10 protein-coding genes and 1 pseudogene are annotated in these 18670 nt (G+C 57.8%); 5 read left to right on the forward strand and 6 right to left on the reverse strand.

What is annotated here, in order from left to right; all coding sequences use genetic code 11:
- Positions 1–131: transposase (locus tag LC062_RS14995; RefSeq protein WP_224911982.1), on the reverse strand; the 131-nt coding region annotated here is incomplete at its 3' end.
- 91 nt (positions 132–222) lie between these two features.
- Here LC062_RS14995 and LC062_RS15000 point away from each other — a divergent pair.
- From LC062_RS15000 to LC062_RS15010, 3 genes are all read left to right on the forward strand, one after another.
- On the forward strand, positions 223–1296 hold the full coding sequence (locus LC062_RS15000) for a metallophosphoesterase family protein (protein ID WP_224911983.1): 1074 nt from the start codon (positions 223–225) through the stop codon (positions 1294–1296).
- Complete coding sequence (locus LC062_RS15005; RefSeq protein WP_224911852.1) at positions 1296–4574, forward strand: ATP-binding protein; 3279 nt, start codon at positions 1296–1298, stop codon at positions 4572–4574. Before LC062_RS15000 ends, LC062_RS15005 begins: the two co-directional genes overlap by 1 nt.
- A 184-nt stretch (positions 4575–4758) precedes the next feature.
- Positions 4759–6099, forward strand: a complete 1341-nt coding sequence (locus tag LC062_RS15010) for an anti-phage deoxyguanosine triphosphatase (protein WP_224911853.1) — start codon at positions 4759–4761, stop codon at positions 6097–6099.
- A gap of 17 nt (positions 6100–6116) precedes the next feature.
- Here the strand turns inward: LC062_RS15010 and LC062_RS15015 are convergent, their stop codons facing one another.
- From LC062_RS15015 to LC062_RS15035, 5 genes are all read right to left on the reverse strand, one after another.
- Positions 6117–8186, reverse strand: a complete 2070-nt coding sequence (locus LC062_RS15015; protein WP_224911854.1) for a UvrD-helicase domain-containing protein — start codon at positions 8184–8186, stop codon at positions 6117–6119.
- Positions 8168–10198: an ATP-dependent nuclease gene (locus LC062_RS15020; RefSeq protein WP_224911855.1), complete on the reverse strand. Its 2031-nt coding sequence runs from the start codon at positions 10196–10198 to the stop codon at positions 8168–8170. Before LC062_RS15020 ends, LC062_RS15015 begins: the two co-directional genes overlap by 19 nt.
- A gap of 272 nt (positions 10199–10470) precedes the next feature.
- The gene (locus LC062_RS15025) at positions 10471–12654 is read right to left on the reverse strand and encodes a DEAD/DEAH box helicase (RefSeq protein WP_224911856.1); all 2184 of its coding nucleotides are present in this window, start codon (positions 12652–12654) and stop codon (positions 10471–10473) included.
- Between the two features lie 5 nt (positions 12655–12659).
- Entirely contained in the window at positions 12660–13967 is a 1308-nt protein-coding gene (locus LC062_RS15030) for an ATP-binding protein (RefSeq protein ID WP_224911857.1), read from the reverse strand.
- Entirely contained in the window at positions 13945–16488 is a 2544-nt protein-coding gene (locus LC062_RS15035; RefSeq protein WP_224911858.1) for a TerB N-terminal domain-containing protein, read from the reverse strand. Before LC062_RS15035 ends, LC062_RS15030 begins: the two co-directional genes overlap by 23 nt.
- Before the next feature lie 422 nt (positions 16489–16910).
- On the opposite strand from LC062_RS15035, the pseudogene LC062_RS15040 reads away from it, so the two are divergent.
- Positions 16911–17087: pseudogene (locus tag LC062_RS15040) on the forward strand (IS5/IS1182 family transposase); the annotation flags it as partial.
- 504 nt (positions 17088–17591) lie between these two features.
- Positions 17592–18587 carry a DNA-primase RepB domain-containing protein gene (locus LC062_RS15045; protein ID WP_404829733.1) on the forward strand — a complete coding sequence of 332 codons (996 nt, stop codon included), beginning with the start codon at positions 17592–17594 and terminating at the stop codon, positions 18585–18587.
- Positions 18588–18670: the final 83 nt, after the last annotated feature.

The raw sequence follows: 18670 nt of genomic DNA on the forward strand, positions 1-18670 counted from the left end.
TTCCATTGATGGATCATCGTTGGATGCACCCCGAACCGGCTCGCCAGCTCGGCCGCCGTCTCTTCACCCTTCAGGGCTTCCAGCGCGACCTTCGCCTTGAACTCAGGCGCGTGCTGCTTGCGTTTCGACATCTCTGATCTCCTTCTCGTCGAAGATCAGCAGACTGCAAATCGTAGCTTATGTCAGTGTCCGAATTTCGGGGGGTAGCTCACTGCAGTCCTGATTTCCGGCGATCTGTTCGATGGCAAAGAGCGCAGCGCAAGAACGGGCGCCTTCCTGATGGCCGAGCTCGACCGCCTTGGCGATGCGGGGATCAGAGTTTTCTACATCAAGGGCAATCATGATGCCGAGAACCCGATCACCGGAACGCTCGATCTGCCTGCCCACGTTCACGCTTTCGATGCACGCGGCGGCATGGAGCCGCTGACAGACGACATCGTGATCCACGGTGTCAGCTTCGCGGACCGTCACGCGCCCGACAGCCTTCTGCCGCGGTTCAAACCGCCGGTTCCGGGCGCGGTGAATATCGCCATGCTGCACAGCTCGCTGGGCGGTGCGGTGGGCCATGATATCTATGCCCCCTGCAGCCTCGCCGATCTGGCCGGCATGGGGTTCGATTATTGGGCGCTCGGCCATATCCACAAACGGCAGGTCCATTCGGCCGCACCCTGGATTGTCATGCCCGGCACCCCGCAGGGGCGCGATATAGGCGAGTCCGGCCCAAAATCCGCAACGCTGCTGACCATCGATCAGGGCCGGATCGACATTAGCGAAGTGCCCAGTTCCGTCGTGGAATTCGCCCAAAGCGAACTGGATGTGACAGAAACCGAGAGCGACGAGGCCCTGCGCGCGCTGCTGAAGTCCCACCTGAATGCGCTGCGCAACCAGATCGCGGCGCCGATCGGCGTGATCCGACTGATCTTGACCGGAACGCCAAAGCGCCACTGGCAAATCCTACGGGATCGCGATGTCTGGATCGAACAGGTGAACGAGCTTGCTCAGGCCACCGGGGATCTCTGGATCGACAAACTCCTGTTCGACCTGCCGCCGCTGGACGCAACCGAAGGCGCAAGCGGCGCCGCCGACGAACTGGCGACGATCATGGCAACGATCCGCGGCGAGCCCGGCTTTGCCGCCCTCGCCCGCGACGAGGTCGAGACCGTCCTGCAGGAACTGCCCGTAGCCCTGCGCGACCGTTTGCTGCCGGATGAGGCCGTGCGCGATGCGATGGTGGATAAATTGACCAAGGCCGGCGCCGACCTCCTCCTGGCCCAGATGAAGGGGGCCGGACACTGATGCGGCTCCAGCGCCTCTCCCTTGATCGTTTCGGCCATTTCACCGACCGGCACTTCGACTTTGGCTCGGCCTCCGATGGCCATGATTTCCACATCATCTATGGCCCGAACGAAGCCGGCAAGACCACCACGATGGAAGCCGTCCTACGGCTATTCTACGGCTTCCCGCTGCGCGAGGGCTATGCGCTCAAGCATCCGCGCAATAACCTGCAAGTCTCGGCCAGGCTGGATATCGACGGTGTCTTGCGTGATTTCACGCGGCTGCCGACGCGCAGCGGATCGCTGGTCGACGCGACCGGCACCGCGCTGCCCGAGGCTGCCCTCTCCGCCCATCTCGCGGGATTGTCCGAAGAGGATTACCGCCGCCTGCTCTGCCTTGACGACGAGACGATCGAACGCGGCGGCGAAGAGATCGCAAATGCCGAAGGAGATATCGGGCGCCTGCTCTTTTCCGCTGCAGCGGGCGTGGCCGACCTGAGCACCGTTCTGGATCACGTCCGCGAGCGGGCCGACGCGCTCTGGAAGAAACGCGGACGCACCACCCGCATGGCCGAGTTGAAACGCGCCTTGGCCGATGTGGAAAAGGAAATCAAGGACCGCGACGTGACCGCCAGCGCCTGGAAGGCCCTCAAGAAAGGCTTGGGCAAGGCACAAGAGGCCGAGCGCGAGGCGCGCAAGACGCGGGATGTGCTGAATCTGACGAAGGCGCGGATGGAGGCGCAGAGGCGTGCCCTGCCCCTGATGGGCGAGATACAGGAACTGGAACAGGCGATTGCCCCTTTCGCGACCTATCCCGATCACCTTGATTTCGAGCCGGAGCGGCTGATCGATCTGCACAGCGATCGCGGACTGGCCACACAGAATATCGCAGGCCTGACCGAGCAGATCGCGCGCCTCCGGGCAGATCGCGACGCCCTCGCCTTGGATCCGAAACGTCTTGAGCTATCGACCGCGCTGGTGGCGCTGGAGGACCTCGCCGCACGGGATCGCACCGCACAGCTCGACCTCGATAGGCGCGAGCAGGAACGGCGGGACGCGCAAACATCGATGCAGCAGGCCGCATGGGATCTTGGGCTCACCTCGCCGGAGGTCGATCTGCAAGGGCTGGTCCTGTCGGGCGCCGATATTGCGTCTCTGGAGAGCGCCAGGGAAACGCTGCGCGAGGCGATTTCCCAAGAAAAGATCGAGGCGCGCGAAACCGCCGAATTGAAAGAGCGGGTGATCGCCGCGACCGCAGCCATGCAGGATGTCGCGCCCCAGGATGAGGAACGCCCACGGGTCGCAGATATTCTGCTGCGCTTCGATGCCGAGACCCTCGCCCCTGCCTATGCCGCAGCGCAGCAGGCGATCGCGGATATGAAGATCAAGGCGCGGCGATCCCTCGCTGCGCTCTCATTCGCAGGCGTCACTTTCGATCACCTGCCCGCCTGCTCGACCTCCCGTCACCAGGCAACCAACTGGGCCGAGCGCCATCAGGACTTGCTTCACGACCTGCGCACGACAACGGCAAAGCGCGACGAGCATCTGGAGGACGCGGAGGCCCGCGGCGCTCAGGCCAAATCGCTGGCCCGGGACGCAAAGCTCATCTCCGATGCCGATGCCGAGGATCTGCGCGCGCGGCGCGATGCACGCTGGGCAGAGCATCTTGCCGCCTTGGACAGACAGACCGCCGCCGTTTTCCACGAGGCGATGCAAGCGCATGATATCGCTGCCCAAGCGCGATTGGCGCAGTCGCGCGAACTGGCACAGCTCCGCGAAATCGGCCAGGCCGAAGCCCAGGCGCGCACCCGTGCGGCTCAGGCCGACAAACGGCTGCAAACCCTTCGCGAAGACCGCAGCACTATCGAGGCCGCTGTCAGCGCAGCGGCAGCTCAGGTCGGCCTTCCAGACAGCATCACACCCGCCGAATGGTTGGACTGGAGCCTAAGTCACGACGCGGCCAGCGAAGATGTCCAGGCCCTGCGCGACACGGAAGAGGCCAATCAATCCACCCTCCAACGCGCCGACGCCCTACTGGCCGAGCTGACCCGGACCCTGCCCTTTCCCCCGGCAGACCTGACCGGCGCCCTGGCGGCGGCCCGGCGTCAGGCCGAGGACGACCGCAAAGAAACCGATGCCCATGCAACGGCCGAGACAACCCTGCGACAGGCGCGACGGGATCTTGCCCGGCGCGAAGAGCGTTACGCAAAAGCGTTTAAGGCAAGGGAGGATGCGAAGAAGACCTGGCGCGCACTGGTCCACGACCTCCTCGGAGCGGCATTGCCCCCCGAACGGCTGGAGGCATCGCTGGAGCCCCTGCGCGCTTTGCGCGAACACGAAAACGCACGCGCCGCGGCCGGGCGCCGGATCGCAACCATGCAGGCGGACCAAAAGCAGTTCGCCCAGGAGATCGACAGCCTGGCACGCGCCCATGAGCAGGAGCCTCATGCAACGGCGGCAAAGACATTCGCCGCCCTCAAAACCCTGGCGGAACAAGCGCGCTCGGCCACTGAGACGGGCCGAAAACTCGACACCGCGATAGAGACGGCCGAGGCCGAGCTTGTCGAACACAAGGATCGGCAAAACGCCATCGACCAAGAGGTCGCGACCATCGCCATGCTTTTCCCCGATACGACCACCCCGGGCGATATCGGCGCCCTGCGCGAGGCCGCAATCCGCACGCAGAAAGCAATCGACAACCGCGCCGCGCTGGCGAAAATCACCCGCCAGGTCCTGGCCGAACTGGGCACGACCGACATCGAGACAGCCCGCGCCCAGCTTGCAGAGACCTCGGTTGCCGCATTGGAGGGCGAACTCGACAGCAACCGATCCGATTCTTGCCCATGCCGAGGACGAGCTTACCCTGGCCACTCAGAACCGCACAGCCGCCGAATATGCCCTTGCCGAGGTGAAGGGAGACGACACGATTGCGGAATTGGTCGAACAGAAAGCGACGCTGGAACTGCAGCTCGAAGAGGCTGCCTTGGAGCATCTCGAACTTTCCCTGGGCCATCACCTCGCCTCCGACGCCATCCGGCGCTATCGCGACAGCCATCGCAGCGGCATGTTGACCGCGACGGAAAGCTGCTTCGCCAGTCTCACGCAGGGCGCCTATCCGACGCTGAGTACCCAGATCGACAAGGAGTCCGAGATTTTGCTCGCCGTCGATGGCAATGGGGTCAGCAAGCGTGCGGCCGAAATGTCGAAGGGCACGCGCTTCCAGCTATACTTGGCGCTGCGGGCAGCGGCCCACGAACAACTTGTCGCGCAGGGCACGAGGCTCCCGTTCTTTTGCGATGACATCTTCGAAACCTTCGACGAGGCGCGCACCAGCGCCGCCTGCCGCGTCATGGAAGCCATCGGCGCGCGCGGCCAAGCGATCTACCTGACCCACCACCGCCACGTGGTCGAGATCGCAAAGAGCGTTTGCGCAACGCCTCCGGTCATTCATGACCTTTAAGACATCGCGCCGAGGAGAGTTGATTTGAATACCTGGAATGCTCGCCGAGAGGCCTGGACCCAGCAGCAGGAAGACGCCCGGAACATCGGGGATGTCGACTATGGCCGGGTGATCCATTCGGCATCATTCAGAAGATTGCAGGGCAAGACCCAGATCCTGAATCTCGGCGACAGTGACTTCTATCGCACGCGCCTGACGCATTCCCTGGAAGTGGCTCAGATCGCGGGAGGGCTCGCAGTCCAGCTTACGCGCAGTTTCGCCGATCACCCGGCAACTGCGACTCTGCCGGATCGCAGCCAAATCCATGCGATCGCCTGTTCGCACGACCTTGGCCACCCGCCTTTCGGCCATGGCGGTGAAGTCGCCCTGAACTACTGCATGCGCGATGCGGAAGGGTTCGAGGGCAACGGCCAGACCCTGCGTCTGCTGGCACGGCTCGAAAACTTCTCTGCCGCCGCAGGGGCCAACCTGTCACGCCGTTCCATGCTTGGCGTCTTGAAATACCCTGTTGCACTCTCAGGGCTGCGGAACCCCGAACTGTACCCCCGGTTGCAGGAGGGCCCTTCGGTTTTGCGAACCATCGACTTGAAAGCCCCGACCCCGCCGAAGGGATATCTCGACAGCGAAACCGACGTCGTCGACTGGATCCTCGAACCGCTCTGCGATGCTGATCGAGATGCCTTTACTTCTATCGAAAAGCGCGAAGGCAAGCATGCCCGCACTCTCCACAAGTCTCTCGATTGCAGCATCATGGATCTCGCGGACGATATCGCCTATGGGGTCCATGATTTGGAGGATGCCATTGCCCTTCGGCTCGTCACAGAGCGCCAGTTCCGAGACCTCGTTCCCGAGGAATCCTGCAAGAGCTTTGTCGAAGAACGGCGGCTGAAAGGCCCCACCGAGAGCAACGCCCCATACGAGGCCATGGTCGACGGGCTGTTTGGCGACAGCAATACGCGCAAGCGCTGGGTCAGCCGGTGGGTCAATCATCTGATTACACCCGTCCGTTTCATCGAACGTCCCGAATTCCAAGAACGCTTGCTCCGCTGGCGCGTCGAGATTCCAGAAGGTCACGCCCGCTTCCTCAAGGCCCTAAAAGAGCTCGTAATGCAGGTGGTTATTCGCAGTCCGGGCGTGCAACATCTCGAATTCAAGGGGCAATCCATGGTTGTCTCGGTCTTTGAAGCCATGCAATCAGATCCAGAGCGTTTGCTGCCGCGCGATGCGCATGCGAAGTTCGAAGCAGCAGGTGGCGACCTCCGGTACATCAGCGATTTCGTGGCCGGCATGACAGATACCTATCTTCTTAAGACCTATGAAAGGCTGTTCGAGCCCAGGATGGGCTCAGTGTTCGATAAGCTTTAGCGAGTCCTCGCCCACAACTAAAGTTTAACAACTTCAGGAAAGAAGGATGCAATCTGGTCAGCCTCTTCCTGACTTTTCATCAAACGAACACATACGAGACTTTTCTTTGCTCGCGAACAGGCAACATAAAAAAGTTTCCTTGATGAAATTTCCCGTTTTGAAACAGGTACGTCCTTTGAAAAGCAGCTCACGAAATCATACTCCGTCGTCCAACCATACTCGTCGATAACGAGAAGCACGTTTTCGATGCCTGTGCCTTTCGTTTTGTGCATCGTGGAAAACTCGCTTTCATTGTCCTCATACTCGTAGAACGCCAATATCTCCCTCAGCGGGAGATCGATGGAAAACAAAGAATCTAGAAACTCCTTTTGCTTCAGATCATTTAACCTTTCGTCGTATTCCTGCTCCAGCATCTCGACGCTGATATGCTTTGCACTCGTGGCAGCCACCTCTTTTGACATTTGGAGTTTGGTACGGTGGCCGTTCCGGTGTAGTTCTTCAAACTCGGAAAAAACAGGATCACCTGCAAGCTTTGCCAAAAGCTCATTGCGCCGATCTATAAAATCCTTGTGGCTGTCTGAAACTTTTATCAAGCCACATTCGGCGGCATACTCTATGGCCTCATAGGCGGCGCGATCCTTCGACCCGAACGAGTGAAGCATTTCATCGAGCTTGGCCTTATCCGCCACTGACGTAATAGAAAATCCGCGCTTCCGTAGTTTCGCGATCAAGCGGTTATATGAGCGCCTGTCGCCCGGCAAACTTCTGTATAGAGCAACCAGGTCAATCAGCTCGCCAAACTGTAACCTGTCAAGCATCTTGCGCATGCGATCCCGTGGTTCGGTGTATCGATCATCAAAAATCTGATATAGCCTTCCAAATCCGACATCGTTCGCAATAGATTTATTCGTCAGTTTCAACTGAACGTAGCCCGGATACTCAGAGGCGGACCTGTCAACCAACGCATCAAGTGCACTTCTGAACAAGACGGTATTTGTCCTCCGGTCTTCCGCCTTGTCGCCAGTATCAATCTCCGCAGGAGCCAAGTCGTACACCAGCTTCACGCTACCCTGGCGGCTCTCAAGGGTTTCAAGGGCTCCATCATCAAGCGATTTCAGTGCTACATCCTGCTTTAGACCGTCCGTCCGAAATTTATTGCTAAAATCAATGACCTGGGGGGAGCACCGATAATTATCTTCCTTCTCGACAAGAATAAGCTCTTTGGCATCGATATGTGACTGAGCGCTTCCTATACCATCCGAATAGATGGCCTGTTCGGAGTCGCCGAACAGGCCTATGATGGTCTTCGCGTCTTCAGGCAAACAGCGCAGAAGGACGCGAACGACATCTGCACTTGTGTCCTGATACTCATCGATAAAGATGCAGTCGTGCCGATCTGATACGATCCTGCCCAGCAGCGGGAAGCTCTCAAATATGTGGCAGGCCAACGCGATCAAGCCATCATGGCCGAATGAAGGATCGTTGAAGTTGTCAAAGGCAGTATCATTGTAGAAAAACTCGTTCGGGTGTCTCGCCGCCAGCTTGTCGCGGATTGCCTCGTTGACCTCGCCGATCAACCCATTTAGCTGCGCAATGTATGTGTCGGGTTCCTTGTCGTATTCCCGCTTTCCGGTGACCTTCGCTGTATCTTCACCGAATACCGTTCTGCGGCGGTTTTCGAGCTGGCCGTGCGCCTTCTTGAATCGGTCGTGCTCCTCCTTCTTCCTCACCTTTTCGTCGCCGTTATAGTGGTTATCTCCAAGGGCAACAAACTCGGGTAATTCGAAGAGCTTCGGAAAAACCTGCTGGATGTTCTTCTTGAACGGCGAAATAATCTCGCCCAGGAACGAGTGAATTGTTGAAACCTTGATATCGCTGGATACACGATCAGCAATTTCGTCTGCTGCTTTGTTCGTATGAGTGATGCACGCAATACGAAGGCTTGGATTGGCCTTCAGAACCTTTTGAACGACTCTCTTCAGACTCTCCGTCTTTCCACTTCCGGCCCCGCCTTGAAGAACGAAGTTCTCGCTGCCGGAAACGAGCTCTGCGATCCGATCTACCGGATTCAGTTTTTGTGAATCCATTTCAAACCATCCATTATATATTTCGGCACACGCCAGCTTTCGCCCTCTACAAGCGCCAAGTATAAAACCGATCCGGCAAAATCGGATTTCTTTCCAAGTATCTGAGCTGTGAGAGAATAATAGTCATTACCGCTGAATTCCTCCAGCGTATCCCTATTTTTCAAACCAGCCAACGTATCCTTGCGGGCCTTGACTTTATCCAAGTTGATCGAAATGAAAGCGTCTTCAAAACTTCTTGCGTGGTAACCGTCCTCCGCTAGCTGGTAGGCAAGCTCAATCTGCCCTTCGCCCGAAGAGGCAGCTCCATCTACCAGCCGCTTATGCCAGTCCGAGAAGTCCTTCTCTTCCTTAGGATCAGGGGCTGAGAGGAAGTGCTTCAGGGTTTCATTTGAGGTGTGGCTCGACTCCGCAACAGGACAGGCGGGATAGCTGGTCTTTCCCGTCTTCTCACTGACAATCGATTTGGTTGTGTCGATATCGGTGATGACCAATGTGCGAACGCCAATGAATTCAAGGAACGGAGCAAACGCACGCGCATTAGCGCCGACTTCAAGAACGGATATGTTCTGCGAAGACAGCCCGCTCTCCGTCGTTTCATCGACGTTTTCCTTGTCATGCATCTCGATGAATAGAGGAAGCAGGATGCGTTCCGTGGTTCCCTCGATGAAGATCGCTTTACTTGCAAAGAACAGCTCAGCAGAGTTGATTGTAAGGTACTGCTTGAGAAACTGAAAAAGCGCTGCTCCGTCCGCTCCAAGCTCTTCGTACCTGGCGCTCAGATCAGTGTGGAAATTCTTGATCGTAACAGGTTCCGCCAGGGACGGTCGTGAAAGATACCTGATGTCCTCAAAGTTCGATTTAGAAACGATGTGGGACGAATGGGTTGTCAGCAAGGCCTGCAAGTTAGGAATTTGCGAGATCAATCCATGGATTTTGTCCGCAAAGACATACTGCATCTGCGGATGCGTGTGCGCTTCGGGTTCTTCGATAAGCAGGAGGTTAAGAGGGGCGTTTCGTCTGGCAAAGTCGTCACGGCACAACTCGATCTGTAACAGCAGATAAAGGATGTTCAAATATCCGAGTCCGCTATGGTGCTCAGGAAGAAAGTTGTCGGTTTCTCCGTATATGACTTGCGATGAGGTTTCGATCAGCGATTGTGATTGGATGTTTGAGACGACCTTCAAATCGCCCAGCCCCAGAAAGTCGCGTGAGCTTTTTAGAAAGCCCCCGAAAACCTGCGCATACTGCTCTCCGAGCTGATCATCGATGCTGGCAAGCATTGATCTGAGCTTTTCAATACTTTCAGCCTCTGCCCCGGTAGTCTCGTCATCGTTCTCGGCCTCGATGTCACGTTTTCGAAAGAACCTGGTAGATATCGTGGACAGGGGTTTCGCACCACGTCCGAAATCTTCGGAACTCGCAACATTTCTGCGCGCATGAATGACCTGAAAATTCAAAAGCGCCCGTACTTCGGATCGTTCTTTTTCTTCCAGTTGATCGCGGTGCGTCAGGTAGTATGGCGCTTCTTCGGCGTGCCCGAAATCATCAAACGCATAAATTCTGACATCCAGAAACTTGCCGCTGAGGTTGTTTTCAATGAACTTCTTTCGCTCTTTTGAGTCGGTTGGCAACACGGTAAGTAGTTTCTTCTTATCAATGCAGCATTCGAAAAGAATGTTGGTATGTCGCCGTGCCGGATCAAGGTCCAGCATGAACTCGGAGAGTATCGCCAGGTTATCATTTTCGTCATAAGCTATGCGCAGCACCAGCCTGATCGCGAGTTCCTGGACATTCGTATCATCGTCGATGCTGAGAATTTTCTGCCTTATCGGGATCGGAAAGTCCGTATAGGAAAAGTGGTCGGGTCGCTCCAGAAACCTCTCCAGCAAAACGGCAAAGGATGTCTTTCCGGTATTATTCTTGCCGACAAGAAGCGTTGTCTTTTCCCGCATATCGAGGCAGCAATTTTGCAGAAGCCGGAAATTTTCAATTTTGATCTGCTCAATATGCATGTCGGGAATACGCCTTAATTTTCGGCCACTTTCTGGGGCCGATATTTACCCACTTGATATCACGAGACACTCCAACGTGCAAAAGGTGGTTGCAGCTCGATTTCGGGTTGCAGAGCGCTCGGTTCTGAAACCGCGTGCACGTCAGTTTCCAGCGCTGTTGCATAACTATCTCGACTGAACAGCGAAAGTCCGCTTCCTACACTTCGCGGCAAAGACGTCACGCTGCAACGGCCATGCTTCTGCTGACAACAACTGTGGGACAGACGTAGCGTTCAATTTAAGGATCCTTTTCGAACAATAGCTGCGACCACATCCGGAAGCGCCTGCACCGACAACCTTGAGGATTCCGCGTCCAGAACCAGAAGCGCGCTAGACAGATATGGATGAAACTTCTCCGGCATCAGGTTTCCTGCTCCCGCGAACAAGTCGACAGGTTCGCCGGATCGAATATCGGCCAGGAGTGCTCGAAGATCAGGCGTTTCATCGCCGACCTCCACCAGCAGAAACCCGTCATGCTGCTCTACTGAAAATCCCTCACTTCTAAGTGCGAGCGCCAGGGTTGACGTCTTAACCGTCCCCACTCGCGTTGCGATGATCGATGTACGCTCGCCGAGAGCCTGGATATTCGTGGCTCGAAACCCAAGTTGGTCATAATGTGCACGCGCTTCGGCCAGCATCTTTAGAGAAGCCGCGTCCATGTATGCCGGTTGGGTGCCTCCTTCGAGCACTGCGAACATTCGATCAATCACCTTGTCATGAATATCACCTGGATCACCGCCAAAGACGGGAGGCACGCCCGCTTTCGCGGGCTTGACCATGATCACCTTCTCGCGGTCATGGATTTCCTGAACCACCCACCGCCGCCCAGAGAAAATCAGAAGCATCCCTGGGGCAAGAACATTGTCGATCGGCAGGGTCCCAAGATCCCTCCCTTCTGCTACCAAGCGGAATTCCTCAGGCGTCTGAAACACTGCGTAGAAGCTGTAGTGTTCGACCAGCTGTTCGCCTGCAGGTCCCAAGAGTAGCAGTCCGCTTCCGGACTGTTCGATCAAACCGGTTTCGGTATGACCGATCGAACGCAACACATCTGCGAACACTTCGGTTGTGACCTTGCGAAAGGGGCCCTCGCGACACAGGATACTGTAGACCACACTGGCAGAAGCACCGCCGCGTTGTGCTATGACCGACAGTATCTGATGGACGAGCGTCGAAAGATGAAGCGCCTGCGGTCTTGCCGGTTCGCACCAGCCCTCAAGCAACAGGTCTATCATCGCGATAGACCGGATCAATCCAAGGCGAAGTCGATCAACGAAGCTGCTTTCTGGCGTCAACTGAGTCTCGACGGCATACTGCCGCAAGACGGCTGGCTGTCCCTCGCGTCGGCCGGACCGGCCGAGACGTTGTCGCAACGCGGCGACGCTGAATGGCGCGCCGATTTGGGCCACGCAGGTCACATCACCGATGTCGATTCCAAGCTCGAGCGTCGACGTGCAGACGGCAGTTGTCGGCTTTGCGGCGTCCTTTAAGCGGCGTTCCACGAAGTCTCGGTGTTCGCGGGAGAGGCTAGCGTGGTGAGGATAGAATTCCTGCGGCAGATGTTCCCTCTCGCAGAGTTCCCGCAGCCGATCTGCATAGATCTCGACTCGTTGCCTCGCCCCAGCGAAGACGAGGTTGTCGCTGCCTCGAAGGTGCTTGAACAGATGGGCTGCGATGGCATCCGTTGCGGATGGGCTGTTTTCGTCCTCATCGCCTGATACGTAGCCGCGAAGCTGGAGCCTCAATTCAGCCTCGCCGCCATCTGCTTCTATGAGCTGGACAGCGTTTGCAGCGTCAGGGCGAAGATAGGCCTTGGCGAGGTCCATGTCGCCCAGCGTAGCAGACAGACCTATCCGACGGATTGGGCGCTTTATCGTGAGCTCGAGCCTTGTGAGCAACGAACGGAGCTGGACACCGCGTTCGCTATCTAGAACCGTGTGCAACTCATCGATAACAACCGCGCGCGTGGCCCCAAACAGGCGGCTAATTTCCAAACCGCGACGAATGAACAGTGCCTCAAGGGACTCTGGAGTTATCAGCAGGATCCCTTTTGGAGATTTCAGCGCGCGCGTCTTGATCGATTGAGAAACATCCCCGTGCCATGGAACAACCGGCAGCTCTGCTTCCTGGCAGATGCCCTCCAGCCGCATGGCCTGGTCCGTGATCAAGGCTTTCAGCGGACCGATATAAAGCAGGTCGAAGCCGATGCCGCCGAACGGTTCGTCAAGCACCTGTGAAATCAACGGCAGGAACGCCGCCTCGGTCTTTCCGCCCGCCGTGGAAGCCGCAACGATCAAATCGGCATCGGTCTCGCAGATCGTCCGGATGGATCGCGCCTGGATGTCGCGAAGCTCGCGCCATCCTTGCTGGCATATCCATTTCTGCACAGGCCTCGCCAGCTTGTCGAAAGCACTGCTCATCGGCGTCAGAGCTTGAAGCTGATCAGATCATCGTCACCCGCGGTTTCGGCACCAGTGGACTCGTCGACCTCGGTCATGTCTTCGCCGCGGTCTTCGGTTACCTCGATCTTTTCGATCAGATCGCTCCATTCGACACCGGGGTTTTGCTCGAGCACGGAAAGCAGGTTCACGAAGGCCGTCACCGTATTGCGCGGTGTCCGGAAATACGCCTCGCCGATCCGATCCGAACAATGTGCCATGAAGGCCTCGAGCGCGGTGTCCGGCAAAGCACCGGCGTCGTCCTGCATGATCCGCCGAATGTTGGCCAAAAGAACGAAGAGGTCTTCGGGGGTCAGGCTGGCCAGCCGGACAACGGGCCCTGAAAGGTCGACCAATCTGTCTCGCGCGAAGGTGTTCTCGGCCAAACGCGACTGGAGGGCCTCGTAGCTGTAAAGCCCTCGACGGGTGTTCATCAGGAATTCCGGTGTGCCGCCCATGAGAAATCCGAGGTTCTCGGCACTGCCCTGCAGTACATCATTCAGGATCCGGAGGATCTGTTCGTAGTTTGCATTGCGAGCTTGCGACGAGGTCAGCTTGTAGAGGTTCACCATCTCGTCGAGGCCGACGAGCAAGCCTTTGTAACCGGCTTCACACACGAATGCCGACATCAGCTTCAGATGGTCATAGACACTGGTATCGTCGATGATCGTTCGCACTCCAAGCGCCTTGCGCGCGTCGGTGCGTGTGGCGAATTCACCACGCAGCCATCTCAAGGCAGCGGATTTCAACTCGTCGTCGCCGGTCTCATGGCCTTCCCAATATCGCCGGATCACCTCTGCGAATTCAAAACCCCCGGTGAGCTCTTCGAAGTGACCAAGGCGTTCACGAATGACAGACCCCGTGGGCGCATCGCGTTCCTCAGCATCGCGGTGTGCCTGGCTAACGAAACGCTCCACCACGCTGGCCAAGGCCCCGCCATCTGGCTTTGTCCGTGTCGACAGGTTTCGGGCCATCTCTGCATAGAGGCCTCGAGCTTGACCGCCGGTCGCGTGAATGCGCCGGTCGGGCGCCAGGTCCGCGAACATCACCACCAGACCCTTTTCAAGCGCGACAAGACGGATCAGATTCATGAAGAACGTCTTTCCCGATCCGTATTCTCCAATGATGAACCGGATCGCCGATCCGCCGTCGGATATCCGGTCCATGTCCTTGACGAGCTCTTCAATCTCGCGGACGCGGCCGACCTGGATGTGACGCAGGCCGAGCTTGGGCACGACCCCGGCCCGAAGCGCCTGTACGATTGCATCGCGTTCACGTGGTTTCAACTTCGACATCCCTGCCCTCCGCACTCATCTTTTCTTTTACCGCCTCCGCAATCTCCGGAGACACGTCATATCCATCATACTCGTCGAGCAGCGCTTCATCGTAGGTCTCAAAAGCCCATTCATTCACGACTTCCAAAGCCCCGGATACCATCAAACCATGCGAGGCGCAGATCTTCTCGAACTCGGTCTCAGACCAATGCTCCCGGGTAAGTACTTCGAGGACAAGTGCGCCGTGTTTCGGGTCAAGCCCTGCCACCTGGCTTTGGTAGTCAGGCGTGGAGGCACCGCTTTCTTCCTCTTCGACATCGAAAATCTGACCGAGGACGGACGAAACACGCTCGGTGTCCGAACGGATTGCTGCGATCCGCGAAGCGTCGAGCTTGGGTCCGCTGGCTTTCTCAAGATCGGGTATCGCTTCGCCCGGACGACCCGGTTTCGAGGCACGAACAGTGCGAGGACCATCCGCAACTTCGCCAGCATGCAGGTCTGAGTAGGCAAGCGCAGGATCTAGACCCAAAGCCTTGTAGATTTTCTCGATGCTTGCAACTTCGTCGGAGTGAATAATGCCATCGGCATGTGCTGCACCAACCAGCGCTGCCCGCATAGCGGCCAGGCTGTCTTGGCCCACCTCCTTCAGTTTGCGCCGCAGAAGCGTCATGTCCGGTGGCACGGCCAGAAACCATTCAAGGTTTGCACGCAGCCTGCGGCGTTCCTGATCGCTGAGGGACGCGGCAGAAACCTGATCTTCCAGTGCCCTGCGTTCAGGATCCGCGATGCGACCATCCGCATGAGCAACGAACGACCCAAGTGCCAATTCAATCAGAGCGCTTCGATAGCTGTCGGAAACTTCCTCCAGTCTTTCGATGGGTTCGCCCAGGCTGAACAGGACAACAGGCTCCTCCGCCTTGGGCGACCGGAGCGCAAACCGAGGGTCGGGCGCCAGACCGAAACCGAGGCGGGCGAGCGCATCGGCCGCTCCTGTCATCTGCCGTTTCCCGATCTTCTCGCTCGTTTCTCCCTCCAGACGTCCGATCACCTCCTCAAGCGGCACCAATCCCCCCCGATCGACGATAGTGCTTGCCCAAGATTTCAAGCGGTCCATTTCCTCTGATGGGAAGGCATCCCACAGTTCAGAGGGTAGCAAGGCATGCGCTTCCACGCTTCCGCGACCATCAGGGTTTCGGCCCAGGAAGCGACTGAGCTTGTCGAGGTCGGTCATCACCTCGTCAGCCAACTCTTGGGCAATCTCAACCGGTTTGCGCAGGCCGGAAATATCGGGAACCGGCTTGCCGTCGACGGTTGGGTTGGCGGCCCCCTGAAACTCGCTGGAGGCGGCCCGATAGGATGCCGTGAGTGATTTCCGGGGTTTTGTAACTTTGAGCCCATCAGGAAAACGCCGATCAAACCGCATACGGAAAAGAGCAACGAACTCGTCGCGACACCGCGTCGCGGGAGTTCTCAGGTTTGTTTCCGGATGGCAGATGAACCAACTCAGCAACCAGTCAGCTGTCAGGTTCTCGCCTTTGTCAATCCGAGCTCCGATTGCGTATTTGAGTGAGAACGGAAGTTCCCAGCCCTCCCTCTCTAAAATCGGCTCGATAGCGTCGAGGTCGGTTTCGGCAAGCATCGCAATGTCGAGGAACTCGCCCAAATAGCGCCTGACGGAGTGGTTGTCAGGGTAAAGTGACTGCAGCCGCCGGACTTCCTGGACGATATCCTTGGCATCTTCGTTGGACTGATCGACGAAGAAGCGTCGCTCCAGCCCATAAAAGTACATGAACATGTACCCGGGGTTATATGAGGCATCGTTTCGCCCGCTGGCCAACCAATTAAGGTAGGTCGCCCGGCACTGAGGTGAGATATCCGAGTACCCCGGCCAGTAGGGCATACCTTCACCATCTTTGTCGGCTCCAGAGCGTGCGACCGACAGGGACGGATCGATATGGGCTCGGCATTTGTCACGATACCCGTAGGTGTTCAACAAGGGAGGCGTGCCGACATAGACCATCCCACCGATGTTGCGGCCGGCCACGCTAGCAGCTTCGCTTGACGGAACCCACCCGCTTTTCGTTGATCGGGTCGATGCGCTCGACGCCACTCGTGAGGGCTGGTTTCGTTCTGCGACCGCCGCAAGTGCCGGCGCCGCAGCCTTTCCAACCCGAACGATTTCACCGTAGTCCTGCTTTGGTGGGGAATAGGCTTGAACGGCAGCCGGCGCTTTGGACGCAATGGCTTCGCGAGTTCGTTCGCGCTCACGCTCGATACGCTTGTCGTAGGCACTTGGGCGCGGCACCGACTCAGGTCGCGATGTTCGAGTTTCGGAACTTCCCCCGGCTGGCGCTTTTGCAGCGACTTTCCGCGATCTCCGCTTTTCTTGCCACCAGACCAAAATGATAGGAGCACCGAATGCGAACAACATTTGGCCACCCACCGGCCACCCCTGGAGGACTGTGACCACCACGATCATGCAAAAGATGAAGTAGACAAAAAGAAAGAATGAAATTCGGAAAAACTTGAGTAATGAAGACACTATCGCCCCTCCCCCTTCAGTCACACTATTTTACACGAACACCATTTCAATCATTAAAGCAGAGCCTGAACAGTTTTCCGGCCACCGTCCACTGCCCAATGAGGTGACAGCGGTCATGCCCCAAGCACTTGAGGCACTTCACCGCCCCCTCATCTGAGCTCGCCACCACGGAGATGATCACAGAGGGAGTGGGTGGTATTGGGGATAACGCATTCATCTCGCGCGTTGACTGGCACCAGCGCCACCGAAGCTACACATCAACCCCAGACTGCCCTCCCGCCGCATGATGGTAGCCCCGGTCGCCCTGCATTGCCCTCGGATGCGGCGATCCAGTTCGTTTGACCACCAAGGTCCTGCTCAAGCTGCCGCTACTGCAAGCGACTGAGTGCAAGCGACTGAGATAGTGGCCAGCCCGTTGAAGATGGCGGACCTGGACTGGACGGAGGCGTATCGAGGCAAAGATGCGTTGCCTGAACTCCTTCGAAAAACGCTTTGCCGCTAGAAACCCCGGCCGCTAATCCGCCGAGATCAAGATGCGCGTTGCACTGATGAACCGCTTCTCGGCCGTCGGCACCGCCGGGATCGTCTGCATCGCCTGACAAAGACCGGTAAAGGGGCCGTCACTCCTCAAGCCATCGTTCCGCGACAACGCCGCGGTGGCCTTGAAGGTGCAGCAGGCCAAACTTGGACTAGCCCTAACATGTCGTCGCCGCGATCTTCAAAAAAGGCATCCGCGAAAAATTTGGTACTTGGTACACAAAATGACCGCTTAGTGTATTGACTATATGAATATATTCTGGATCAAACCGTCCAATCCATCATTGGCCCCATATCACTTCGATAGGGGGGGAGAGATGGTCCATCCAGCAACAAGGCGGGCTGCTTTGAACGCCGCAATGGCAGTGGGGGCATCAGTCGACATCGGTTTTGTCTTTCCTCCTCGGGCTACCGAGGAGCGGGGACGAGGCATTTGGACAGGTCGCAACTTGATGCCAGCAGATGTCGGGGAACTGCTTCCTCGGGCGGCAGCCGCAAACGCCCAGGGTGCCGCCATATTTATGCGTCTCGGGCCATCGGCCCGGGACGGGCATCCCGGAACCGTTATGCTTGATGATCTGAATGCTGAAGCTGCAACGCGCATTGCGCTTGACGGCTTTCAGCCAGCTTTGACCGTTGAGACGTCACCGGGGAATTTTCAAATTTGGATCAGGCTCATGGCCGCCGGCGAACTGCCGTACCTCGTTGTTCGCTATGCGGTCAAACACCTGTCGCAACTTTATGGCGGTGACCCTAGAGCCGTCAGTCCAATGCAACCGGGCCGATTGCCAGGCTTCACCAATCGCAAGCCAAAACACCGCCAGGCAGACGGACATTTCCCGTTTGTCCGTCTGGTGGATGCCAGTGGCTGTATCGCGTCCGCCGGACCAAACTTGGTTGACGAGATAAAGGCAAACCTCCCGGCACAGCGCGGCCGCGCCCAAGGCGCTGCCTCTGAAACGCCGCCGGTGGCGGCGGTGTCTAGCCGTCCTCGCGCCATGGAGGATTTCGATGCGCTCGACAGGATCCGCCAAGCGCAAGAGGAGCGCATTCGGGCCGAAGCCAAACGTGGCAGTCGGCCTCGGGAAGCTGCTTCTGAATCGGAAATCGACTTCGCCGCTGTGGTGGTTGCACTCGGCGAGGGCGTGCCCAGACCGATGCTGGAGGCCTGGCTCAGGATGCGCCGGCCGGATATGCGGCCCTCACTGTCCAGAATGCCGACCAATACTTGGAGGATCAAACCAGCACGCCGCAACCGTCGGGCCGCCGATGAAGAGATATTTGACACGGCGGGAGGTTGCGGAAATCTATCCGATCTCGGAAAGCTCCCTTGCGCAACTCGCGATGAGGGGCGAGGGGCCACGGTATTTCATGCCTCAGAACCGCGCCCTTTACCTTGCCGGGGACGTGGAGGAGTGGATCGAGGCACATCCTGTCATTGCGCGGTCGCGCCCGATGCTGAGATCACGCAAGTTCATCGAGGAGAAACCTGTCACGCTGCAACAAGCTCCCGGGCCAAAGGCGGAAACCACTCGACGGGAGCCCATCCAGGAAGAGCCTAAAAAGGTGGGGGCGCAAAAAGGCAAGAAGCGCGGGAGGCGGCGCAAGAGCTTGGTGCCGTCAGCCAATTACTGGCTCCGAAACA

Origin of the sequence: Stappia indica, from assembly GCF_020177335.1 — a bacterium.
Lineage (GTDB): Bacteria > Pseudomonadota > Alphaproteobacteria > Rhizobiales > Stappiaceae > Stappia > Stappia indica_B.

Bases quoted from the DNA above. Each gene is read 5' to 3' on its own strand.
- LC062_RS15045 (WP_404829733.1), top strand. From the start codon at position 17,592: ATGCTTGATGATCTGAATGCTGAAGCTGCAACGCGCATTGCGCTTGAC.
- LC062_RS15025 (WP_224911856.1), bottom strand. From the start codon at position 12,654: ATGAGCAGTGCTTTCGACAAGCTGGCGAGGCCTGTGCAGAAATGGATA.
- LC062_RS15005 (WP_224911852.1), top strand. From the start codon at position 1,296: ATGCGGCTCCAGCGCCTCTCCCTTGATCGTTTCGGCCATTTCACCGAC.
- LC062_RS15015 (WP_224911854.1), bottom strand. From the start codon at position 8,186: ATGGATTCACAAAAACTGAATCCGGTAGATCGGATCGCAGAGCTCGTT.
- LC062_RS15030 (WP_224911857.1), bottom strand. From the start codon at position 13,967: ATGTCGAAGTTGAAACCACGTGAACGCGATGCAATCGTACAGGCGCTT.
- LC062_RS15020 (WP_224911855.1), bottom strand. From the start codon at position 10,198: ATGCATATTGAGCAGATCAAAATTGAAAATTTCCGGCTTCTGCAAAAT.